This window comes from Photobacterium ganghwense, from assembly GCF_003025595.1.
Taxonomy (GTDB): domain Bacteria; phylum Pseudomonadota; class Gammaproteobacteria; order Enterobacterales; family Vibrionaceae; genus Photobacterium; species Photobacterium ganghwense.
The window spans coordinates 712,757-735,891 of the sequence record NZ_PYMI01000004.1 but is presented as its reverse complement, the minus strand read 5'-3'; the positions used below and the strand labels follow the sequence as shown (position 1 = coordinate 735,891).

15 protein-coding genes, 1 tRNA gene and 1 pseudogene are annotated in these 23,135 nt (G+C 51.5%); 9 read left to right on the top strand and 8 right to left on the bottom strand.

Translation table 11 applies throughout. The annotated features are described in order from the left end of the window. Nucleotides 1-139: 139 nt before the first annotated feature. Together C9I92_RS17625 and C9I92_RS17620 are read left to right on the top strand one after the other, a co-directional pair. Nucleotides 140-230 (top strand) — tRNA-Ser (locus C9I92_RS17625). Between the two features lie 265 nt (nt 231-495). Then, nucleotides 496-1,974, top strand: coding sequence for a DEAD/DEAH box helicase (locus tag C9I92_RS17620; RefSeq protein ID WP_047886264.1), 1,479 nt, complete (start codon nt 496-498; stop codon nt 1,972-1,974). A gap of 120 nt (nt 1,975-2,094) precedes the next feature. Here C9I92_RS17620 and C9I92_RS17615 read toward each other — a convergent pair whose 3' ends face one another. From C9I92_RS17615 to ebgR, 6 genes are all read right to left on the bottom strand, one after another. Further along, a complete protein-coding gene (locus tag C9I92_RS17615) occupies nt 2,095-2,577 on the bottom strand; it encodes a peptide-methionine (S)-S-oxide reductase (RefSeq protein WP_047886263.1) in 483 nt (160 codons plus the stop codon). 578 nt (nt 2,578-3,155) lie between these two features. After that, on the bottom strand, nt 3,156-4,229 hold the full coding sequence (locus C9I92_RS17610; protein WP_047886262.1) for a S66 family peptidase: 1,074 nt from the start codon (nt 4,227-4,229) through the stop codon (nt 3,156-3,158). A 318-nt stretch (nt 4,230-4,547) separates the two neighbouring features. After that, nucleotides 4,548-5,984 carry an amino acid permease gene (locus C9I92_RS17605; RefSeq protein WP_047886261.1) on the bottom strand — a complete coding sequence of 479 codons (1,437 nt, stop codon included), beginning with the start codon at nt 5,982-5,984 and terminating at the stop codon, nt 4,548-4,550. A 243-nt stretch (nt 5,985-6,227) separates the two neighbouring features. After that, a complete protein-coding gene (locus C9I92_RS17600; RefSeq protein ID WP_047886260.1) occupies nt 6,228-6,716 on the bottom strand; it encodes a beta-galactosidase subunit beta in 489 nt (162 codons plus the stop codon). Between the two features lie 2 nt (nt 6,717-6,718). Then, complete coding sequence (gene ebgA / locus C9I92_RS25715; RefSeq protein ID WP_248827390.1) at nt 6,719-9,994, bottom strand: beta-galactosidase subunit alpha; 3,276 nt, start codon at nt 9,992-9,994, stop codon at nt 6,719-6,721. 596 nt (nt 9,995-10,590) lie between these two features. Beyond that, nucleotides 10,591-11,577: a transcriptional regulator EbgR gene (ebgR, locus tag C9I92_RS17585; protein ID WP_047886259.1), complete on the bottom strand. Its 987-nt coding sequence runs from the start codon at nt 11,575-11,577 to the stop codon at nt 10,591-10,593. 389 nt (nt 11,578-11,966) lie between these two features. Between ebgR and galE the strand changes: the two genes are divergently transcribed. The 4 genes and pseudogenes from galE to C9I92_RS17565 all read left to right on the top strand — a co-directional run bounded on the left by galE (nt 11,967) and on the right by C9I92_RS17565 (nt 16,746). Then, nucleotides 11,967-12,977: a UDP-glucose 4-epimerase GalE gene (galE, locus tag C9I92_RS17580; RefSeq protein ID WP_047886258.1), complete on the top strand. Its 1,011-nt coding sequence runs from the start codon at nt 11,967-11,969 to the stop codon at nt 12,975-12,977. Nucleotides 12,978-13,056: 79 nt separating this feature from the next. Then, on the top strand, nt 13,057-14,148 hold the full coding sequence (locus C9I92_RS17575; RefSeq protein ID WP_047886257.1) for a UDP-glucose--hexose-1-phosphate uridylyltransferase: 1,092 nt from the start codon (nt 13,057-13,059) through the stop codon (nt 14,146-14,148). A 125-nt stretch (nt 14,149-14,273) separates the two neighbouring features. Then, nucleotides 14,274-15,437: pseudogene (galK, locus tag C9I92_RS17570) on the top strand (galactokinase); the annotation flags it as partial. 187 nt (nt 15,438-15,624) lie between these two features. Beyond that, nucleotides 15,625-16,746, top strand: coding sequence for a galactose-1-epimerase (locus C9I92_RS17565; protein ID WP_047886407.1), 1,122 nt, complete (start codon nt 15,625-15,627; stop codon nt 16,744-16,746). Nucleotides 16,747-16,915: 169 nt separating this feature from the next. Here C9I92_RS17565 and C9I92_RS17560 read toward each other — a convergent pair whose 3' ends face one another. Beyond that, complete coding sequence (locus C9I92_RS17560; protein WP_047886256.1) at nt 16,916-17,956, bottom strand: LacI family DNA-binding transcriptional regulator; 1,041 nt, start codon at nt 17,954-17,956, stop codon at nt 16,916-16,918. Nucleotides 17,957-18,230: 274 nt separating this feature from the next. Between C9I92_RS17560 and C9I92_RS17555 the strand changes: the two genes are divergently transcribed. After that, nucleotides 18,231-19,301, top strand: coding sequence for a cellulase family glycosylhydrolase (locus C9I92_RS17555; protein WP_047886255.1), 1,071 nt, complete (start codon nt 18,231-18,233; stop codon nt 19,299-19,301). Between the two features lie 69 nt (nt 19,302-19,370). Beyond that, the gene (locus tag C9I92_RS17550) at nt 19,371-20,762 is read left to right on the top strand and encodes an MFS transporter (RefSeq protein ID WP_107193895.1); all 1,392 of its coding nucleotides are present in this window, start codon (nt 19,371-19,373) and stop codon (nt 20,760-20,762) included. 435 nt (nt 20,763-21,197) lie between these two features. Here C9I92_RS17550 and C9I92_RS17545 read toward each other — a convergent pair whose 3' ends face one another. After that, on the bottom strand, nt 21,198-22,202 hold the full coding sequence (locus tag C9I92_RS17545; RefSeq protein WP_047886254.1) for a substrate-binding domain-containing protein: 1,005 nt from the start codon (nt 22,200-22,202) through the stop codon (nt 21,198-21,200). Between the two features lie 182 nt (nt 22,203-22,384). Here C9I92_RS17545 and C9I92_RS17540 point away from each other — a divergent pair, with 182 nt between their 5' ends. After that, a complete protein-coding gene (locus tag C9I92_RS17540) occupies nt 22,385-22,717 on the top strand; it encodes a tRNA-binding protein (RefSeq protein ID WP_047886253.1) in 333 nt (110 codons plus the stop codon). Nucleotides 22,718-23,135: the final 418 nt, after the last annotated feature.

Genomic DNA, 23,135 nt, shown 5'->3' with positions numbered 1-23,135 from the left:
TGCATGAAAAATAGCCGGTGAAATGATTGGAAAGGCAACAAAATCCATGTTTTCGCTGTAACCTTAATCGCTTGATTCGGTGTGGGTAATTTTGCCCTTTACAAGCTACCGCGGGATTCGTAATATTCACCGCACTTACGGAGAGATGGCTGAGTGGTTGAAAGCACCGGTCTTGAAAACCGGCATACGTTAATAGCGTATCTAGGGTTCAAATCCCTATCTCTCCGCCACATTCTAAACCCCAGCAGAGATGCTGGGGTTTTTCGTATCTGGCGACAGGTAACCACTGCTTGGGATGTAACCAGAGAGGCCAGTGCCGCTCATTTCCCTAAAGCAATCTTCCAGTCCATCCCACTTTCCCCCTGATTTCCTGCTTTCTGGTGGGCAAAAGACAATTTTTGGTTGCTACACCGCCGTGAAAACCTCAGAATGTCGGACTTTTCGTCACTATCGTTGGCGACGAATGTTTATATCAACAACAATTGAGAATCAAATATGGGTTTTACCTCGTTAGGTCTTTCTGCACCAATCCTTAAAGCTGTTCAGGAAAAAGGATACGATACCCCTTCACCTATTCAGGCGCAGGCGATTCCTGCCGTGCTGGAAGGCAAAGATGTCATGGCAGCAGCTCAGACTGGGACAGGTAAAACCGCAGGCTTCACGCTGCCGATTCTGGATCGCCTGGCTAATGGCCCGCGAGTCAAGGGCAACCATATCCGTGCCCTTATCCTGACGCCAACCCGCGAACTGGCGGCTCAGGTACAGGAAAACGTCTACACCTACAGCCGTCACCTGCCGCTGAACAGTGCGGTGGTTTTTGGTGGCGTGAAGATTAATCCGCAAATGTTGCGTCTGCGCAAAGGGGCTGATGTACTGGTGGCTACGCCGGGTCGTTTGATGGATCTGTATCAGCAGAAAGCGGTGAAGTTTGATCAACTGGAAGTGCTGGTTCTGGATGAAGCAGACCGCATGCTGGATATGGGCTTTATTCGCGATATCCGGAAAATTCTTGATTTGCTGCCAGCGAAGCGCCAGAACCTGCTGTTCTCTGCCACGTTTTCTGATGAAATCCGTGCGCTGGCCAAGGGGCTGGTGAACAATCCGGTTGAGATTTCGGTTAACCCGGCAAACTCGACAGCCAGAACGGTTGAGCAGTGCATTTATCCGGCGGACGTGAAAAAGAAAGCGCCGATGCTGGTTAAGCTGATTAAAGACGGTGACTGGCAGCAGGTGTTGGTCTTTACCCGTACCAAGCACGGCGCAAACCGACTGGCTGCATTCTTGACTGAAGAAGGTCTGGCGGCTGCAGCAATTCACGGCAACAAGAGCCAGGGGGCTCGTACCAAAGCACTGGCCAACTTTAAGTCAGGTGAGCTTCGGGTGCTGGTGGCGACGGATATCGCTGCTCGCGGGATTGATATTCCTCAGTTGCCTCAGGTGGTGAACTTTGAACTGCCAAAAGTGGCGGAAGATTATGTACACCGTATCGGGCGTACCGGCCGTGCGGGAGAAACCGGTAAGGCCATTTCTTTGGTCTCTGCCATAGAAGCGCCAGAACTGTTCGCGATTGAGCGTTTGATTCAGGAACTGCTTCCGCGTGTTGAACTGGACGGCTATAAGGCAACCAATACCGTACCGGAATCGAAACTGGATACGCGTCCAATTAAACCGAAGAAGCCGAAAAAACCAAAAACGCCAGGTGCTGCAAATGCTGAGGGTAAGGAATCTAAAGCCGGACAGCAACCAAAACGTCGCACCAATGGTGGCGCTGGCCGAGGGGCTGCGAAAGGCCCAGTGAAAAACGGTGCCGCTAAAGGCAACAGCAAACCAAAAGGGCAAGCGCGGGATGCCGCTGGTACCAAACCAGGTTCATCGCGTTCGGGTGCTGCCAAACCGGGTAAACCTGCGGGCAAAAAGCCAGGCGGTAATCCGCAAGCAGCAAAGCGTCGTCAGCCGCGTCCGCAGTCGGCGTAACATTACCTGACGGGCTTGGGCCGGACAGACAGTAACAGAAACAAAAAACCGCTGTGATGACAGCGGTTTTTTTATACCGGCTTTTGTGGTCGGCAGTCATGCTCTTCGAAGTGCTGCCCGCTAGGTTTTTTTGTATTTATGCAAAAGATCAAACGGGATGTGGCAATAGCTGTGATCTTCAGGGTGAAGGGTCAATCTGTCCTGATGCTCATCGTCACTTTTGACATAGTTGTGCAGCGGTAACACCTCTACAGCGATCAAACGCGCATCATCTCGGGCAAGGATGTAATTTTGCACTTTTTCTAAGTGTGCCGGATGGCGACTGTAAACACCGGTGCGGTATTTTTCTCCCACATCCTGTCCTTGTTTGTTCACGCTGTAGGGATCGATGATCTCGAAAAAATAGTCCATCAGCTGCTCAACCGATATCACGCTTGGGTCGAACTGGGTGCGAACACACTCGGCATAGCCGTCATACTCGCCTTGGGTCGTGTTCGTTGTGCCGTTGGCTCGGCCCGCTTCGGTGCTTATGACGCCGGGCAGGTGCTTCATGAACTCCTGAACGCCCCACAAACAGCCACCGGCAAAAAAGATTTCTTCCATTTCAGATGATTAGCATAAACAGAGTCAAAGATAGGAAAAACTGTAACAAACTTGGTTGCAGAGATGAACGCAAAACTGGTTCAACCTCACGGAACCTGGCTATATCGAAGGGTGATCAGCGGTTGATCACAGAAATTTCGCTGGGTTGTTTGATTTCCGTGATCGCTCGCTTTTTATGCCAAAAAGCCGGTTGGGTATCAGGCGGGGACGTAATAGAATCCGTGTTGCTCATTCATGAGCGTATAACGAACAATCACAATTCAGACATGTGGTGTTTTCACCCTGTCATTATTGCAGTCAGGCTTGTCCTGACTTCTTTTTTGCCCTTGCTTGGGAACGGTTCCACTTTGATCTGTTCCCGAAAACGGTGTCACTGGTTTCGTGCTGTATCATGCCCCTGCTTTTGAGCTGGCTGGACATTGGCTAACCAGAGCCCGCTGAATCCCCAAAAACTATTACCCAATATCTATCACCCAATATTTATCTCCGAATATCTATCACCGAAAATCTAAGACCGACTAATATCTAATGCTTGCTACCAGCTGGCGTCGGGGACGTCTGCCAGTCTGGTTGCGGATTTACTTCAGGTACTGGGTGACGGTTGCCCGCCCGTTATCGACAGCCACTTCGGCAAGTGCCCCGTTAAACAGGGTCAGGTTCGGTGGAAAGTGACCGATATCTGCATCGTACACGACAGGAATATCGATATCGTCAAGGGCTGACAGCAGGGCTTCTTCTGAGGTCATGGCCTGATTGGCGTCGGCGGCCATAGAATCAGAGATAAACGCGTTGCGGCCAAAGATCACGGCGTTGACTTTGCTGAAGACCCCCCGGTATTTCAGGCTAAGCAGGGCGCGGTATAGATCGGTTGGTGACATCTCTGCATTTTCGAGATAGAGAATAATACCGTCACCCTGAAAGCGCCGATCCAATGCGTTGAGATCCAAATATTCTGTGCCGACAAGGTGGTGCAGGATATCAAAGCACCCTCCAATGAGTCTCCCGCGAAAAGAGGCACTACGCTGTTTGCCAAGCAGTTTCCAATAGGTCGGCTCGCAAGGCTTGAGGATTGTATCCGGATTGACAGCAAACGATTCTCCATGAATCTGATAGGCGGTGGAGGATTGCTGATGCAGGCTGGCCCCGGCTTCTTGTTTCAAAGAGGGGATTACGCTGATTACGAATGCACAGCCCTCATCAGGATGCATCTCCATCAGGTTGGCCGTGTGAACGGTAGCCCAGCCCAGCTTGGTGGTCATGGCGGTCAATACGGTGCTGACATCGGAAAACCCAACCAGCCATTTGGGACGCACGGTGCGGAGACGGTCGTAATCAAGCAGGGGCAGGATATCCATTGCCAGCTCGCCGCCCCAGGGAGGCATCACGGCATCAATGGAATCGTCACACAGGAACCGCATCAGCTCCTGTGCGCGTTGTGCTTTGCTGGCGCTGGCGTGCTTAATGTTTTGTCGCAGACACTGGCCTTCAATGACGTCAAATCCTTGTGCTCTGAGGTTCGCCAGCACTTTGTTCAACCTCGGATGACACTCTGCTTCTACGCCGGAGGAAAAAGCCGTCACGGCAATTTTGCTGCCAGCCGCTAAGGGGCGGGGGTATAACGTGTGGCGCGGTATGAAGTTTGTCTCGGTCATGCTTATCCCTGAAGTTGTCATTGTCGGGTCCATTGAGGCTGCAGCGCACGAGGTGCTGCTCAACGATAGATATGATTTGGTTCCGGTCTCGCTCCCGTCAGGCAATTCTGGTTGTGGCCTGTTTAATGGGTGATTTATCCATGTCGTTTTTACTGCGATGCGAACGTTTTTTTGAAGCGGATAGAATGACAATATGCAACGTCTTGTTTTTAAAAGCAACGGCATCAGAACGGGTATAACTGGGTTTGGTAAAATGCAACAGCCCCTTCCATCTTAGGAAGGGGCTGCATGACTAACTCGCCAGAAGTGGCGGCGACATTAATCGATAGCCAGAGCTGATGGGCTGGCTTCCGCCAAGCGCTCCTCTTTCGATAACGTCTTTTCGTACTGGCTGTATTTCCACCACGCGTAGCCAAGGAAAATCACAATTCCGCCGACGTTGTAGAAGATGATGGTCATGATGTCGGCACCGGTCGGGAATGTCGATGCCAGGAAGCCGACGGTGAAAATACCAATCAGGATAGAGACCGCCACAATCCCGGTCATTCGTGAGCCCATTTTGAAGTCGCGTTCCAGATGATCCAGCTTCAGACGCAGGTTCAGGTAGGCCAGCATGATAAACAGTGGTGGCAGCATAGAAGCCGCAGCAGTCATGTTGATCACTGTGTTCATCAGATCCTGTGCAGTGTTGGAACCCAGACTAGGGATAATCATCAGCGGCAGAACAATCAGGTACTGGATCCAGGCTGCGCGAGCCGGTACGCCGTTTTCGTTCAGCGCGACAGTTTTCTCACCAAAAATGCCGGACGGGATTTCAGAGAAGAAGATTTTCACGGGTGTAGCTGTCCACATCAATAGCGAGCCAAACATGGCGGTGAAAGAAACCAGTCCGACAAAGCGGTTCATCAGAATTTCAGGCAGGCCAAAATGGGTTGCCAGGCCTTCAAATACCTGAACTGAGCCACCCGTGAATTTGAGGTCGTCACTGACCACAAACACATTGATCAGCACAGAAGCGACCGAATACAGCACCCCGATAAAGATACCGGCCAGAATGATCACTTTGACGAAAGATTTAGAGCCGCCTTTTACGTCATTGACATACACGGCAACAGATTCTGCGCCACCGGCAGCCATAAAAATCCAGGTTGTAATGCCAAGAAATGCCCAGCTGAAATCAGGGATCATCGCCTCTACCGTAATAGGGTCTGCAGGTTCGACACCACCCAGCAGCGCTGCGCCGGACAGCAGAATGTAAGACAGCGTCAGTAGCAGCATGAGTGAGGAAGTGACCGACGTAATAGGCCCCAGCATTTTGGCTCCGTTGGTTGAAACATAGGTGGCAAAGGCAAAAAGCAGCATGCTGAGAAAAGTGGTCGCAAACGGGGTAAGCACGTACTCGTAGCCAAGGAACGCATAAGAGGCATACGCAATAACGCGCGGCAGCAGCGAGGTAAAAAAGAACAGGTTCACGAACCAATAGGTGTAGGCGGAAATGAATGCCCAGCGTCCGCCTAGAGAGCTTTTGACCCAGGCATACACACCGGCTTCCGAATTTTTGTTCAGGGAAACGAACTCCGCCACGATCAGGCAAAACGGAATAAAGTAAAAAATGGTTGCCAGAAAGAACATCGGCGCCGAAGCCAGACCGATTTCGATGTTGTTGTTAATGACATTGTTAAAGCTGAAAACGGCGGCAAAAGTCATCGACAATAAGCCGAACTTGCCGAGCGTATTACGTTTGGATTCAGACATAGGGTTCTCCAGTGAATCACGTCGGTATTGTAGGGAAGGAGGGACTGGGTAACTGTGATACCTGTCCCTCTCTGTTTTTTTGTTTCGTTCCCGGACCACCGAGGCAGATGCCGCGCCGGGTGCTTTTCGGTTAAATCGCTACGGTTAAATCGCTACGGTTCAGGTGCTACAGTTCGGTAGCTATATTTCAGTAGCGATATTCAGTAGCGATAGCTTTCGGTGTTGCTGGTATCTCAGAACTTGTTATTTATTCAGGAAATAGCCGTCTTCAATGGTGACTTTGAGGACGACTTTCCGTACTGGATGCCCCTCAGATTCGCCACAGAATCGGTAAGCTTTGGTGTTATCGAAAATGGCGATTTGTCCGGCGCTGACATGGCGCATTTCAGGTTTTTCATCTGTTTCGCCTTTCTCTCCATCACAAGCCAGCCATTCGCGATCGGTTTCATTCTGATAGGCTTCAAGCGTCCTTAACGCTGATTTATCCGCAACTTCAAAGGTTTCACTGCCGCTCAGGTAGTAATGCACATCCAGATAGCGGCGGTGACCCAGAAAAGCGTCTGATACCGGCTCGGCACTTTCCTGAACCATGTACACCAGTGAATCGCCCACCGAGTGCATAACGCCCGGACGAAGCTGGTGGCTGTTGGCGATGGCTTCCAGGCAGCGTTGCCATTTCCGGCCTTTGTGGTAGATGGCCTGAAATTGCGTCAGGTTGTCTAAAACGATCATGGTTATGCCTCCACGGTGGCAGCAGTGAGCTGCGATTTCTGAACTGTGCGTGTATCGCTGCCGGATTTACCCTGCGGCGGTACATCGATGGCAGTGAAAAAGTCACGGCCGAAGTCGAACGCCGCCAGGGTTTGAGCACGGCAATTGCCGGTATTAACAGGAGCAAGCGTCAGACCGAATCGGAAATCCTCAAGGTAGACCCGGTATGAGTCCAGCACCTCGCTGCCCCAGGAGTTCGAGCCTAAGCCCAGCACTTTGTGGTCAATATTCAGGGTAATAAAGCCACTTTCCTGCAATTCATGGGTATGCTGTGCCTGATGAAGTTTCTCGCTGGTATACAGCCAGGCACTGAGGTGAATAGGCTGCTGGGGTTTAACCAGTAATCCGCTGCCATGGCGGTCAGTAAGCGCGGCCCAGCGTACGTCCTGACGGTTACCGTTGTTTTGCGGGAACGGGTAGTTTTCAAATAAACCAGCAACCGTGCTCTGGTACACATCAATAAGGTTTGCCTGGCGGCTGTCGGGATAGTTTTCTTCCGGACCGCGACCGTAATACTGCACCTGATCAAACTGGCGACTGATGCCCAGATCCAGACCGATGGCTGGAATCACATGCGGATAGTCACCGTATTTTTCTCCACTCAGTTCGAGATTGAGCTGACCTGCCGCCGTGATTTGGTAGTGATAGGTACAGCGCATACCGAAATCAAAGACCGGTGGGGCAATAATGCTGGTGACCGCCACGATGACGCTATCATAGTGCTGAACGACATCCAGAGTGCGGAAATGCTCCTGCATGATCTGCAGATGTGCCGGGTGCCACAGCCCTTCGTATTCCTGCTTGTGGTTATCGATCATCGGCTTGAAGAAATGCAGTTTTGGCTCTGCAGCAATAAGCTGCTCCCCATTGACAATCCATGAAGTCAGTTTGCCGTTGAGCTTGGAGAAGCACAGTGCAAAGTGCTGACCGGTGATCTCGACGGTAAGGCAATTGTGCGTAACCTGAAGCTCTGTTTGCGCTGGCTGACAGAGTGTTTTGCGTGGCGCGGTGCTGGCTTTCAGCGGGAACTGGTAAACCGCGACAGGATGGTTGGGCTCGCTGTAGCGGGTGCGGCTGTCTTTACGAATAGTGAAGTTAATAAATGCTTCGCGCTCATCCAGCCAGCTATTCTGTAAATAGGGCTTCTCCCCGTTGCTGCCATTCGAACTGCTGTCACCCGAATCCCTTACTTGGCCAGTCATCAGCAGGGGCTGGCTATTGAGCACAACCATGGCATCTTCTGCCAGTTCCGGCAGGGTAATGTCGCGGCTGCTATTCGCTGCCAAGGCTTCCACTTTGAAACTGAACGTTTTCAGCGTCTCGCCTTCGGCGCGGATTTCGGCCGTGATGGTGTGATCATCCAAAGTCGAGAACCAGAATTTGTTCTCTACCGTAAAGATGCCCCGGCGAATGTCTTTCACGCGGATTTTAACCGGCGCAATAACCTGCTTGTATTCTTTCAGACCCGGCCCCGGCGTCTGATCCGGATACACCAGCCCGTCCATGCAGAAGTTGTAGTTGTTAGGGTAATCCCCATAGTCACCGCCGTAGCGATAGTACTCTTTGCCATTTTCATCACAGGCCAGAATGCCGTGATCGCACCATTCCCAAACGTAGTGCCCTTGAATGTGGTCATGGCGGTAAAACACGTTCTGGTATTCAGCCAGTCCGCCAGGCCCGTTGCCCATAGCATGGGCGTACTCGCAGATAATGCGCGGTTTGTGATGCGGGTATTCGCCAAAGTAGTTCATTTGCTGAACCCGGGAGTACATGGTGGAAATCACGTCAACGACCTCGGCATCGCGGTCTTCTTCGTAATGCACCAAACGGGTGTCATCAATGGCTTTAGTGGCATGGTACATGGCGCGGATATTACAGCCATAGCCCGATTCATTGCCCAGTGACCACATGATGATCGACGGGTGGTTCTTTTGGGCATGAACATGACGTACGGCGCGATCCACGAATACAGCTTCCCACTCGGGATCGTCGGTGATCCGACTGAGATCGCCGATATTGGCAAAGCCGTGCGTTTCCACATCGGTTTCGGCCATCACAAACAGCCCGTAAATATCACACAGTTCATAGAAACGGGGATCGTTCGGGTAGTGCGCGGTTCGGACAGAATTGATGTTGTGTTGTTTCATCAGGATCAGATCTTTCTCGACCCGGTCCATGCCGACAGCACGGCCTTTGCGGTGGTCGTTGTCGTGTCGGTTGACCCCGTGCAGCATCACATAGTGGTTATTGACGTAAAACAGGCCATCACGCACTTTGATATCTCGAAAGCCCACGCGTTGTGGCACGATTTCCAGCACATTGCCCTGAGGATCTTTCAGGGTCAGTAGCAGGTGGTACAGGTAAGGGGTTTCAGCGCTCCAGTGGGTTGGGTTTTCCACTGCGATCTTAAACTGAGCATGGCCATGAGGTGTCGGACACACGTTGTTGAGGTTGCCTTCAGCCAGGCAATGCTGCTGGTCAAACAGGGCATAATTCAGGGTGTAGCCGGTCGTTGGTTCGGCGAGCAGACTTTCAAGCGTCAATGCACAGCTGAGAGTGGCACTGTGGTAATCGTCGGCAAAATCGGTACGAACAAAAAAATCCTGAATATGGACGGGATGTTTACCGATCAGGTAGACATCTCGGAAGATCCCGGCTGTCCACCACATGTCCTGATCTTCAATGTAGGTAGAGTCTGCCCATTGCATGACCCGCACGGACAGCAGGTTGTCACCGATCGTTACAAAGTCAGAAATATCAAACTCGGCGGTCAGGCGGCTGCCTTTACTGAAGCCGACATAGCGACCGTTTACATACACTTCAAAGTAGGTTTCCACCCCATCGAATTTGATAATGGTCTGCTGGCCCTGCCAGTTGCTATCGAGGGTAAAAGTACGCTGGTAGGCACCGGTCGGGTTATCAGACGGGACGAACGGGACATCGATCGGAAACGGGAAGCCTTCATCGGTGTACTGCAGATGTCCGTGGCCTTCCATTTGCCACATGTTAGGAACGGTGATGTGGCCCCAGTTTTCCATCTCCTGAGAATAGAAATCTTCCGGTACCAGCAGCGGGTGGGAGAAATAGCGGAATTGCCACTGACCGCTTAATGAAATAAAGCGCTGACTCAGCTCGCGCTGAAAGGTACGGGCAGTGTCCTGCGAATCATACGAGAAGAAATAGGCGCGAGGTGCTATTCGGTTCTCATGCAGTAAATGGAAGTTTTCCCAGTTGTTCACGTGGCCTCCTGATTATTATGCCTACGGTATGGCTAGGTGTTGTTATTGGTATGGATGTCATTGGGCTGTTAAAAGACAGGCATTCCTGCCGGGAGCTTTGATCAGGCGTCCTGGAAAATATATTAGTAAAACTTTTACTAAATAGAATTGGTGAAAACGTTTTACTTTAACTTGATCACGATTTAATGAGTGATTTATCGAGAGGGTGTGATCCGGTTAAAGAAAAACCGGTCTGTTGGTTTTTTGGTGCAGTTGTCCTTCGGTACTGTTCAGACGCTGCCTTGTTTTACGACCCTTGAAAAACCGAAAAACAGGTGCGGCTAAGCGCTCAACGCAACAACAGCTAGTGCAATAAACCGAGTGACGAGGTGGGCGACAAGTTGAGCGACAAGATGAGCAAACAGTAAGTGGAGAGTTGAATGATAAGGCGAACGGTCAGGTAACGCACCGTGATGTCAGCAGAAAAAGGGGCATTAAAAGGGAGCGGAAGATCGTATAAATACGAATTTTATCAATGCGTTACATGGTGTCTTTGTAGTTTGTTCAGGCGTGTTTAAAGGCGTACAGGGTACGCCTTAATCACTTACCGTATTGGTTTACTGACGTGTGGTATCGCGCAGTTTCAGCTGGCTCGGCACATAGACCTGCAAGGGTAATGTCCGGCCATCACGGTTTTTCTCGACAAGCAGATTGACCCCCTGAATTCCCATCATCTCGGAGTGGATACGCACTGTTGAGAGGGAAGGGTAGGTAAACTTGGCGGTCGGGATATCATTGACGCTAATCAGCGCAATATCGTCGGGAATCGCCAGACCGTGCTCGTGAATTGCACGCAACACGCCGATGGCAATCGAGTCGGAAGCGATAAACAGCGCTTGCGGCCAGTGTCCTTTCTCCAGCATGGTTTTTGCCAGATCGTAACCAGAGGCACTGGAAAAATCACCGCGATAAATATCGTCTGGGCTGACCACCCCTTTCAGCACACCGTACTCAGCAAATGCTATTTCCCGAATATCTGGGGTGTTTGGCGCATCTTCGCCACCAATAAAGCCAATTCGGTCATAGCCTTGTGCGATAAAAAAGTCGGTGATTTCTTTGCTGATACGCGCCAGGTCAATATCGACGGAGTCGTAAATGCCGTCGAGATCCGTGCAATCAATAAAACAGATATTGTCGGTTAGCTTCTTGGCTTGTTTGAGGACGGCAGGTTTGTTTCTGCCGATTAGGAGAACGCCTGACACCTTGTGCGGCGCGTTATCCATTACCCCGTCATAACAGTTTGTCAGGGTGATCCCCAGTTTGTCGCACTGGGTTTCAATACCGTGGCGGATAGACAGGTAGTACGGATCATTCACTTCCGCAGCTTGCGGGTAATGGTAAATGGCCAGAAAGTGGTGCTGCTGGTGTTTGCCTTGCACATTTTTCTTGGCGCTGATGGTTTTGTATTCCAGTTTTTCAGCAATTTCGAAAATACGGTGCTTGGTTTCTGCTTTGACATTCAGGGTGGGATCGTCATTGAGCACCCTGGAAACGGTGGCCAGCGATACCCCCGCCTCAGTCGCAATATCTTTCAGTGTTGCCATTGTTACTCTTTCCTGTTGGCAAGCTTCTTATCGGAAGTCGTCATGAATCTACCGTCCCCATTGTAAACAATCCGATCCCGGATGCACGATTTTTTAGTAAACCGATGGAAACTGACCGCAAAATTCCGCTGTTTGTGGCCGGAGGTCGTCGTCCGTCGTCGGGTATGGCCTGGTAGTCCTTGTGGTTAGCGTACAGCTTTAGGCGAACGGTTGCTCTGGGATAATGCACTTCTTTCACTAAAGCGATGATCTCTTATGGCTTAGTGATGACATTTTATGGAATTTGTGGAAACGTTTACACTCTGCGTGTTTGATCACGGATCGATCCTATAACGGCTTGCTAGACTTTCGTCATATCGCGAATAAACGGCAATCGGAAGAGGTGAGGCGTGAAAGTATTAGTGACCGGCGGCATGGGGTATATCGGCAGCCACACATGTGTGCAGTTAGCGGAAGCGGCGATAACGCCAGTGATCGTCGATAACCTGAGTAATGCAAAAGCTGAGGTGCTGGCACGGATTGAAGCGCTGACAGGTATCCAACCTGATTTTCATTTGGGGGATATCCGGGACGAGACTTTTCTGGATTCGGTGTTTGCAGTGCACGACATTCAAGCGGTGATTCACTTTGCCGGACTGAAAGCGGTGGGAGAGTCGGTGGTTAAGCCACTCGAATACTACGACAACAATGTAAACGGCACGTTGGTGCTGGTGCGCAGCATGCGAAAAGCCGGGGTGAAATCGCTGGTCTTCAGCTCATCAGCGACGGTATACGGCGATCCTGACAGTGTTCCGATCACCGAATATTCACCGACCGGCGCAACCACGAACCCGTATGGTCGCAGTAAATACATGGTCGAGCAGTGCCTGTCGGATCTGTATGCCGCTGAAAATGACTGGAGCATTACATTGCTGCGCTATTTCAACCCGGTTGGCGCGCACGCCTCTGGCACGATGGGAGAAGATCCGCAGGGAATCCCCAATAACCTGATGCCGTTTATTGCGCAGGTGGCGGTCGGGCGTCGGGATCACCTGTCAATTTTTGGCAACGACTACCCGACCCCAGACGGAACCGGGGTGCGGGATTACATCCATGTGATGGATCTGGCTGATGGTCATCTCGCCGCACTCAGAGTTGTCGGCCAGCAACCTGGTTTGCATATCTACAACCTTGGCACGGGAAAAGGATCCAGCGTGCTGGAGATGGTCGAGGCATTTCGTCTTGCTTCGCAGCAGCCGATTCCCTACGAAATCTGTCCGCGTCGTCCTGGGGATATCGCAGAGTGCTGGGCAGATACAGGCAAAGCCGAACGTGAACTGGGCTGGAAGGCCACACGGACGGTAGCCCAGATGGCGGCAGATACCTGGCACTGGCAGTCACAAAACCCACAAGGGTACTGATCGATTTCTTTGCCGATTTTTCCTGATGAATTGGCTTCCCAGCTCTTTATTGAATCGCCTAGCCTGAGAGAAACCCGAAATGACACACACTGAGTTTAACCCTGTTGATCATCCGCATCGTCGCTATAACCCGCTGACCGGGCAATGGGTGCTGGTCTCCCCTCACCGGGCCAAACGTCCCTGGAGCGGTCAGGATGAAAAAGCGTCCACAGAAGCGCTACCGGCTTACGATAGCGGCTGTTTTCTGTGCCCAACCAATACCCGGGTATCGGGGGATGTGAATCCGGACTATGCCGGAACCTATGTGTTTAACAACGACTTTGCCGCCCTGATGACGGACTCGCCGGATGCTCCGCCATCCGACAATCCGCTGTTTAAGACACAAGGGGTACGCGGCCTGAGCCGGGTTATCTGTTTTTCACCCGATCACAGTAAAACCCTGCCGGAACTGTCACTGGAAAGCCTGCGTGGCGTGATTGATACCTGGGATACCCAGATTGAAGAGCTGGGTAAAGAGTATGTTTGGGTACAGGCGTTTGAAAATAAAGGGGAGGCGATGGGCTGCTCTCAACCTCACCCGCACGGTCAAATTTGGGCAAACAGCTTTCTGCCGAACGAAATTGAGCGTAAAGACCATAACCTGAAAACGTACTATCAGGCACACGGCACCAACCTGCTGCTTGATTACGTTCAGGCCGAAATGCAGGACGGCGCACGGACAGTGGTCGAAACGGAGCACTGGCTGGCGGTGGTACCGTATTGGGCTGCCTGGCCATTTGAAACCCTGTTACTGCCTAAAACGCACATTCGCCGCATGAGTGAGCTGAATGCCGCACAGCGTGATGATCTGGCTCTGGCACTCAAGAAACTAACCAGCCGTTATGACAACTTATTTCAGTGTGCTTTTCCGTATTCCATGGGGTGGCATTATGCCCCGTTTTTTGAAGCCAATGGCCCGGAAGGCAAGCCGAATACGCACAACACAGACCACTGGCAGTTGCATGCCCTGTTTTATCCGCCGTTGCTACGCAGTGCAACGATCAGAAAATTTATGGTGGGCTACGAGATGCTGGCCGAAACTCAGCGTGATCTGACGGCTGAGCAGGCCGCCCAGCGATTGCGAGATGTGTCCGATGTGCATTACAAGGCCGTTGATGCGGATAACCGCTGAACGACCGCACTCTTGTTATTCATGCTTTTGATGTAAAGCACTTTTGTTTTTAAGCAATGTTGTTTCAACACATTTTTTGATTTCAGCCCGTCAGATTTTACGACGATGTAGCAGAGAACTTTTGTATGACTGATCTTATTCACACAGTAAATAACGCGTTTTCTCAGGTTCTGGGTTATGCCCCTACACATTGGGTGCAGGCGCCGGGGCGGGTCAACCTGATTGGTGAGCATACTGATTATAATGACGGTTTTGTGCTGCCTTGCGCGATCAATTACCAGACCGTTGTGGCCGCAGCCAAACGCGAAGACAATCGGGTTCGGGTGGTAGCGGTTGACTATGGAAACGAAACGGATGAATTTGACCTGACTCAGGATATTTCTTTTCAGCCTGAAAAAATGTGGGCGAACTATATCCGTGGCGTAGTCAAATGCCTGCTGGGACGTGGTTTTCAGCTTGGCGGTGTCGATATCGCGGTCAGCGGAAATGTGCCGCAAGGAGCCGGGTTGAGTTCCTCTGCGGCGCTCGAAGTGGTGATCGGCCAGACCTTCAAAGTGCTGTATAACCTTGAGATCAGCCAAGCTGAGATAGCGCTCAATGGCCAGCAGGCTGAAAACGAATTTGTGGGGTGTAACTGCGGCATTATGGATCAGCTGATCTCGGCGGAAGGGCAGGACAATCATGCCCTTCTGATTGACTGTCGCAGCCTGGAAACGACACCGGTTCCAATGCCGGAAGACATGGCGGTGGTGATCATTAACTCCAACAAACAACGCGGACTGGTCGACAGTGAATACAACACTCGCCGGGCACAGTGCGAGGCCGCCGCCAAGATTTTCGGAGTGAAAGCCCTGCGCGATGTTTCTCTTGCGCAGTTTGAGGCGTGGCTTGAGTCTCAGAAAGCGGCGCAGGCAGAGGTGGATCCACTGGTGGCCAAACGGGCGCGACACGTGATCACGGAAAATGCCCGTACGCTTGAAGCGGCGCAGGCTCTGAGTCATGGTGACCGAGTTCGCATGGCGCAGCTGATGGCGGAGTCTCACGCGTCTATGCGTGATGATTTTGAGATCACAGTGAAGGAAATTGACGCCTTGGTCGACATTGTTAAAGCCGTGATTGGTGAAGAGGGCGGTGTGCGTATGACAGGTGGCGGTTTTGGCGGCTGTGTGGTTGCGTTGATGCCGCCGGCGCGGGTGGATGACGTGATAGCTGCAGTTAGCACTCGCTACCCGCAAGAAACTGGCCTGAAGGCTTCCGTGTATGTCTGCCAGGCTAAAAATGGCGCAGGGGAATGTGTGAACCTTGAATCCGCGGCTGATACGGCGCGTGTATCCGCCTCTGATTCAGTGGCAGCGGCACAGGAGTAACGCGATGCAGGTTTCATTATCAACATCTTTATTAACGTCAGGCTCAACTTCCGACTCGGCCTCTGAATTCACCACGACCTCAAGCTATCTGGTTGCCGTGGAGCAAGCGATGACCCGCTCGCCTGCCGCTGACGGGCAACCTGCCCGGGTGGTTCATCTCACTAACCCAAACGGCATGACCGTATCACTGATGGATATCGGGGCGACTTGGCTGAGCTGCACGCTGCCCGTCAATGGCGAGTGCCGAGAAGTGCTGCTTCGCTCACCGGACATGGCGGCACACTTGCAGCAGAGTGCCTACTTTGGTGCGATTGTCGGCCGTTATGCGAACCGTATCGGCGGCAGCCAGTTTCGTCTGAACGGTGTGCTGTTCAGGATCAGCGCCAATGAAGGGGGGAATTCACTGCATGGTGGGCAGTTCGGATTCGATAAGCGGCGTTGGGATATTACCGGGCTGAGCGCGCAAGCCGTGACGTTCCGGTTGTATTCCGAAAACGGTGATCAGGGGTATCCCGGTAATCTTGAGGTCGCCGTTACCTACCGCCTGACCGACGACAATGCAGTAGAGATTTCTTATCAGGCTGAAGGCGATCAGGATTGCCCCGTCAACCTGACCAACCATGCTTATTTCAATTTGGCCGGGGCGGGCTCTGGGGCTAAAAGTCTGGATCATGAACTGCAACTGCACGCCAGCTATTACCTGCCGACACGACCTGATTTGATCCCAACGGGAGCGCATCTGGCGGTTCAGGGAACCAGTTTTGATTTCACGCAGCGGAAAACCATCGGGCGGGATTTTCTTTCAGAGCCGGATCAGGTCACGGCTGGCGGATATGATCATGCCTGGTTGTTTGATGCCGCGCGCTGCGATGGTCAGGCTGTTGTCGCTACGCTGATTTCACCGGATCAGCGAGTGACTATGCAGATGGCGACGACAAAACCGGCCGTGCAGTTTTACGCTGGCAACTTTTTGGCGGGCACGCCGGGAGCGCTTCCTCAGAACAGCGCGGTGGTGCATGACGCTGCAGAGGAGGATTTTGAGGACGATATTGAGACTGACAAAGAGAAAATGGCCGTTCAGCATTATGAGTATCAGCAACATGACGGGTTGGCGCTGGAAACGCAGTACCTGCCGGACGGACCTAACCATCCGGAATGGGGCAGTTGCAGCGGTATTTTGCTTGCGGGTGAACCTTATCAGCACCGTACCGTCTACCGATTTATCTATTAGTCGTTGCGGTTGAGCCGCTGAAGCTTAGTCGCCGAAGTTTAGCCGTCGAAGTTTAGCCGCTGAAGTTTAGTCGCTGAAGTTTAGTCGCTGAAGCTTAGTCGCCGAAAGTGAGTCGTTACAAAATACAGAAACGCCCGGTGTAAGTGAACGCTTACGCCGGGCGTTTGTTTTAATCAGATTTTGAGGGCGTGGCCGTCGGCCGCTGTGAAGAGCGGCGGATGATAAGCTCGCCTTCCACTTTTCGTCTATGCGACAGAATGGGCTGTTGATTGAGCAGCGCCAGCAGCGTTTCCACCGCCTGTTTGCCCATGTCGGCATAAGGGAGTTCGACGGTGGATAACGCCGGAAAACTCTCAGAAGCTATTTGCTGATTGTCATAACCCACCACCGCAATATCTGTCGGAATTTTCAGTCCTTTTTCTGCAATGGCCTGATAGCACCCCATGGCCATGTAATCACTGCTGCAGAAAATAGCCTCAGGCGGGGTATCCAGCTCAAGCAGCTCGATTGTCTGCTCGTACGCTTCTTTCAACGACCAGTTCGCTTCTCGTATATAACGTGCGTTGGGCATGATGTCAGCATCAATCAGTGCCTGACGGTAGCCGTCGATGCGCTGTATCGCTGCCTGCATCCAACTTTCACCGGCCAGCATCGCGATTTTCCGGTAACCCTGATGGGTCAGGTGCTGCACGGCTTTGTAAGCCCCGATCATATCGGCCGGCAGAATGGCCGGTGTGGTGTCATGATTTTCACTCACGCAGTTCAGCAAGACCGTCGGAATCGTGGCCTGTACCCGCTGGTGTTCAAGGTGCCGGGTCATACTGGAGGCATAGATAAGCCCGGCATAATCGCCACTGTTCACTTCGGATTCGATCTGAGACGCCAGCACTTCATCATGGCTGTAGTTAAAGGTGACCAGTACATAATCATTCTCCCAGGCTTCTTCCCGTGCACCATTAATGGCATCGATGAAAGGGTCGTAGCTGGTGAGCCCGTTGAGGACAAAAGCAATTTTCTTCGGCCGTCCCATTGCGTGGGCAACTTTCTTGTTTTGGTAACCGAGTGTCTTCGCGGCCTGCAACACCCGTTGTTTGGTGGCCTCTGCAATTTTGACTGACTGCGAATGATTGAGTACGAGCGACACGGTTGACTGAGACACACCCGCCTCGGTCGCAATGTCACTCATGGTGACTTTCTTGTTTCTGTTCATGATGACGGTACTGGGTAATATCTTGACTAAAGATATTAGCTAATTGTGGTACAGATTGCACTCCCTCCCCGCCTTGCTTCCTTACCGTTCTGAATCCTGTCCGACAAGGATCACAGATTGATCTTTATGGTGGCTGATCAATGTGACTGATCGCACAAGCCGCTTATTTGACACTGGTGGTCAGCGGGTTAATAAATATATTAGCTAATAATATTAGCTAATATATTTATTGGCTGGTTCATTCGTTTGATCGCATCGTGAAAGAGGTAATGAAATGCAAAAGTGGTCTGAAGAACGCGCATGGCAATGGCAGGCTCAGCATGGTTGGCTGAGAGGATTTAATTACTTACCGCGTACGGCCGTGAACTGGACGGAAATGTGGCAAGCCGAGAGTTTCGACCCGGCTGTTATGGAGCAGGAACTGCGTTGGGCATCGGAGGTGGGCTACAACACACTGCGTACCAATTTACCTTTTATTGTCTGGCAGGTTGACCGGGATGGACTCCATCAGCGCATTGATCATTTCCTCGATATCTGTGAACGCAACCAGATCAAAGTGATGCTGACCCTAATGGATGACTGCGGTTTTTCCGGAGACCATCCGTATCTGGGAGAACAGAAAGCCCCGGTACCGGAGTTGCACAACAGTCAGGCCGCCGCCAGCCCTGGCCGGAATATTGTGATGGATATGGCACGTTGGGATGAAGTGGAGCACTACGTCCGGGACATTATTTCGGTCTACCAGAACGATTCCCGCATCGTCATTTGGGATCTCTATAACGAGCCAACCAACCGGATGATTTTTACCACCGACGGTGAGGTGGCATTCGATGAAGAAATGGAACGCTTCAGCCATGCGCTGATGGAAAAAGCCTTCGAGTGGGCACGAGATATCAACCCGACTCAGCCGCTGACCGTCGGTGCGTGGCATGCCCCGAGTATTTTGGATCGTCAGCTGCCGGTCTATGAACATCCAACTGATCGCCGTGCCATGGAGCTGTCAGACATCATCACGTTTCATGCCTATCTGCCGCTGGACCTGTTCCATCGGGCGGTCGATGTCGTGAAAGCGTATCAGCGCCCGATGATGTGCACTGAGTGGCTCGCGCGTCATGCGGAATCTCACCTGCATGAACAGCTCCCGCTTTTCAAAGACATGGGGATTGGCTGCTATCAGTGGGGGCTGGTGAAAGGGAAAACACAAACGCACCTGCCGTGGCCTGAAATTAAGCGTAATGACAGCAATTATGCCCGTTGCTGGTTCCACGATTTGCTGGACGAAAACGGGCAGCCTTATGACGAATCGGAAGTGACATTGATAAAAACACTCGCAGAAGTGGAATAACAGGGTGTGAGCCGGTCCTGCGTAACGGGCCGGCTGACAAAATATAATGCACAAAACAGAGACGTGAAGATGACAACTGTACCCAGCAATACACTGACCCACCGGGAGCTGATGTCCTATTTTGGATATGGCGTCGGTCAATGCTTCAGCTTTGGCTTGGTCGGCTCCTTTATTCTGTATTTTTACACCGATATTCTCGGCATATCGCCGATTGCCGCCAGTACCATTTTCCTGATTGCCCGGGTGTGGGATGCGGTCAATGATCCGCTAATCGCCGGTTACATGGATACGCTGGAATCACGCTTTGGCAAATTCCGCCCCTACATGCTGTTTACGCCTTTCCTGATTGTGTTGGTGACGGTCGCATCGTTTTACAATATTGATGCCGATACCTCGACCAAGGTGATGTATGCCGGTATTACCTATATTTTGTGGGGAACCTTATACACCATCTCGGATGTACCGTTCTGGTCAATGTCCGCAGTCATGACTGATGAACCGCAGGAGCGTGCCAAAGCGGCGACCTGTGCCATGCTGGGGGTGAATGCCGGGATAGGCGCGACACTGGTGATTTTTCCTAAGCTGAGTGCTTATTTTGCCGATGGTCGTACTGATCAGGGCTATCTACCGGCAGTGCTTGTCCTGATGCTGGCGGGGCTGCTGTTTATGCTGAACGGTTTTTACAATACCCGAGAAAGGGTCAAAACATCCGGTTGCGAAAAAGTCACCCTCAAGCAGACTTTCCAGGCGGTTCGCAAGAACAAACCGTTGTTTATCATTTTGGCCGCCTTCTTCATGAACGTGTTCTTTAACATGGTCAACGGGCTGTATGTCTTCTTCTTTACCTACAATCTGGGTGATGCCGGACTGGTTTCCCTGATAGGTACGATCACTCTGGTCAGCGCGATTGCCTGTCTGGCGACGCCGATGCTGACCAAGCGTTTCAGAAAGCGGGATATTTTTATCGCTTTGTGTGTTCTGGAGATTGTAGCGCGGATCGGTTTCTATCTGTCAGGCTACGATAATCCAACGGTCGTGATGGTCTGGCTGTCTGTGATCACCGCCATCTTCATGATGACGAACCCGCTGATCTCCGCCATGATTGCCGACACTGTGGAATATTCTTACTACCACAGCGGGAAGCGCACGGCGGCCATTACTTTCTCGGGACAAACCTTCACCGGTAAGCTGTCGGTGGCGGTAGCAGGCGGGTTAACCGGTATTGTGCTGACGATGATTAACTATGTTCCCAATGCTCAGCAGACGGAGACGGCATTAAACGGCTTGTTCTTCTGTATTGCGCTGTTACCGGCGTTGGGCGCCCTGATACGCATTTTTATCATGTCGCGTTACACCTTCACCGAAGATCAGCATGCCATTTTGCGGGATAAGCTGAGTCGCGGAGAATTTGCTGAAGGGGTAAGGGTTGAATCCCGTCCGATGAAAGAAGTGACCAGCTGATCGCCTGAGTCACAGAGTGAGGGGGATATCGATGATGTTCTCCTCACTGTTTTTGCCACGCGGCTTATTTCCTGCTGTTTAATGATTTACTGTTTAGTGATTTGTTGTTTAATTATTTGCTGTTTATTTCTTGTTTGTCATTCCTCACTAGTCCTCACTAGTCCTCACACCCTTCGCGACTTTAGGCTTCTCTGAGTTTTACACCGCGGTATTTTTTATCGCCCAAAGCTCATTGCCAAAAAAGCTCACTGCCTAAGAGTTCTTTGCAAATAAATATACCCCCCCAAAAAAATAAAACAGCCAGCCTGCGATGAACGTTGCTTAGCAGGGCGGCTTGTTTCTGTCTTGGTAATTTCTGTCTTGTTTGTTTCTATTTTGGGGGAGGTATCTTCGAAGCCTTAATCGTATGGCCTGTGAGAAGTCCGGTGCGGTGACTTACCCCACCCGGGTAACTGAATCACGCCGTACCACGGTCGGGGTAAACCGCATGGTTGCGCCGGCGGGCTGAGGGGCGTCTTTCGCCAGTTGCAGTGCCAGCGTGGCGGCATGCTCGGCCATCATTTCAATCGGGTAGCGGATGGTGGTCAGGCGAGGGGAGAGATAGCGGGCGATTAAACCGTCATCGAACCCGACAATAGACAGTTTGTCGGGGACCGGTATTCCGTTTTCCTGCGCGACGGAAATGACCCCGGCAGCCATGTTGTCGTTGTATGTTACCAACCCCGTCATTGTGACTGACTTGGTCAGCAGCTCGGTCATTGCCGCTTCACCCCCTTCACTGTCCGGCGTTCCGCGTGCGATATAGGTTTCAGGCAGATGGATATCATGTGCGAGCAGTGCTGCCCGGTAGCCCTGAATGCGCGCATCAGCATCTTCAATATCATGGTTAGAGCTGATGCAGGCGATGTGGCGGTGGCCGTGGCGGATCAAAAACTCCGTGGCCAGATACGCCCCTTTAAAGTTATCCAGAGAAATACAACGATCGGCGATTTGCTCGATGTGGCGGTTGATCAGAACTAACCCTTTCACTTCCTGCGCATAGCTGCACAGCTCTTCATCCGATAAGCCTTTGGCGTGCACGACCAGTGCATCACAGCGGTTGTTGATCAGCAATTCCAGAGCCTGACGTTCATCCTGTGCGTTGTGATAGCCATGGCCAATCAGAATATGTTTGCCGTTTTGCCGGGCGACATTGTCCACGGCTTTGACCATAGTGCCGAAAAAAGGATCGGACACATCACCAACCAGGACGCCGACGGTATTGCTACTTTGGCTGACCAGGGCTCTGGCGGTGGCATTCGGCCGATATCCCAGCTTTTTCATCGCCTTGGTAACCGCTTCAATGGATGATTTACCCGCTTTAGGGGATTGATTGATCACCCTTGAGACGGTGGCGACTGAAACCCCGGCCTCGCGGGCAACATCTTTGATCGTTGCCATGTTTTACCTCTGCCATGCTGTTGGCAGCAATTAAACACCCTATGTGTAACTATGGCAATGAGGGATCAGAGTAATTGGTATAAATGCGATCTTTACCACTTATGAAATCTACAGTTTCTGCTAATGTAAACGTTATCTTTTACTAAACTTTACTTTTTGTTTTACTTTATCAGGAGCAGCCAATGGAAAAGATTGCGTATTCAGATTTTGCCAAACTCGATATCCGTGTCGGTAAGATCATTGAAGTCGCCCGCCATGCCAATGCCGACAAGCTCTATATAGTCCAGATTGATGTGGGTGAGCAAACCCTACAGACCGTTACCAGCCTGGTACCGTACTACACCGAGGACGAGTTAATGGGCAAACAGGTTGTCGTGCTGTGTAATCTGCAAAAAGCCAAGATGCGAGGCGAAACGTCTGAGTGCATGCTGCTGTGTGCAGAAACTGATGATGAGTCGGAAAGTGTTTTGCTGACCCCTGAGCGCGCTATGCCTGCCGGTGTGAAAATTGTGTAATGGTAACCTGATGCTGAGGGGGGGCTGCTAAGGGCACATGCCCTTAGCAGTTGTGAGTGGGTGAGTGTTTTATTAACCCTTTTCTATCAACCAGTTATCTATCAACCAGTTTTCTATCAATTAGTGTTTTATAAACCAGGGCTTTTTAAGTCTGCTTATTTTCTTGCTGATTTTCCTATGTATTGTCGGTATGTCTTTTTCAGTAATGCCCTTTTAAGTCGTATCTTTTCATTAATTCCCTCAACATCCGTCCCCTGTTCATCATCGGCCTTTTTGACCGTGTTCTTTTTGTGAGTGCTCTGTTAGCACATGATCTTTATGGCCAGCGTTACTCTCGCTAGGCTGTGCTGCTCATCGTGCTCGTAGTACCCATCTAGTCCATCGTACCTAAAGCTTAACGGGTGTTTGAGCTCTCCCG

Bases quoted from the DNA above. Each gene is read 5' to 3' on its own strand.
- C9I92_RS17620 (WP_047886264.1), top strand. From the start codon at position 496: ATGGGTTTTACCTCGTTAGGTCTTTCTGCACCAATCCTTAAAGCTGTT.
- C9I92_RS17555 (WP_047886255.1), top strand. From the start codon at position 18,231: ATGCAAAAGTGGTCTGAAGAACGCGCATGGCAATGGCAGGCTCAGCAT.
- C9I92_RS17600 (WP_047886260.1), bottom strand. From the start codon at position 6,716: ATGATCGTTTTAGACAACCTGACGCAATTTCAGGCCATCTACCACAAA.
- C9I92_RS17615 (WP_047886263.1), bottom strand. From the start codon at position 2,577: ATGGAAGAAATCTTTTTTGCCGGTGGCTGTTTGTGGGGCGTTCAGGAG.
- C9I92_RS17565 (WP_047886407.1), top strand. From the start codon at position 15,625: ATGACCCGCTCGCCTGCCGCTGACGGGCAACCTGCCCGGGTGGTTCAT.
- C9I92_RS17550 (WP_107193895.1), top strand. From the start codon at position 19,371: ATGACAACTGTACCCAGCAATACACTGACCCACCGGGAGCTGATGTCC.
- ebgR (WP_047886259.1), bottom strand. From the start codon at position 11,577: ATGGCAACACTGAAAGATATTGCGACTGAGGCGGGGGTATCGCTGGCC.
- C9I92_RS17545 (WP_047886254.1), bottom strand. From the start codon at position 22,202: ATGGCAACGATCAAAGATGTTGCCCGCGAGGCCGGGGTTTCAGTCGCC.
- C9I92_RS17605 (WP_047886261.1), bottom strand. From the start codon at position 5,984: ATGTCTGAATCCAAACGTAATACGCTCGGCAAGTTCGGCTTATTGTCG.
- C9I92_RS17575 (WP_047886257.1), top strand. From the start codon at position 13,057: ATGACACACACTGAGTTTAACCCTGTTGATCATCCGCATCGTCGCTAT.
- C9I92_RS17610 (WP_047886262.1), bottom strand. From the start codon at position 4,229: ATGACCGAGACAAACTTCATACCGCGCCACACGTTATACCCCCGCCCC.
- C9I92_RS17540 (WP_047886253.1), top strand. From the start codon at position 22,385: ATGGAAAAGATTGCGTATTCAGATTTTGCCAAACTCGATATCCGTGTC.
- C9I92_RS17560 (WP_047886256.1), bottom strand. From the start codon at position 17,956: ATGAACAGAAACAAGAAAGTCACCATGAGTGACATTGCGACCGAGGCG.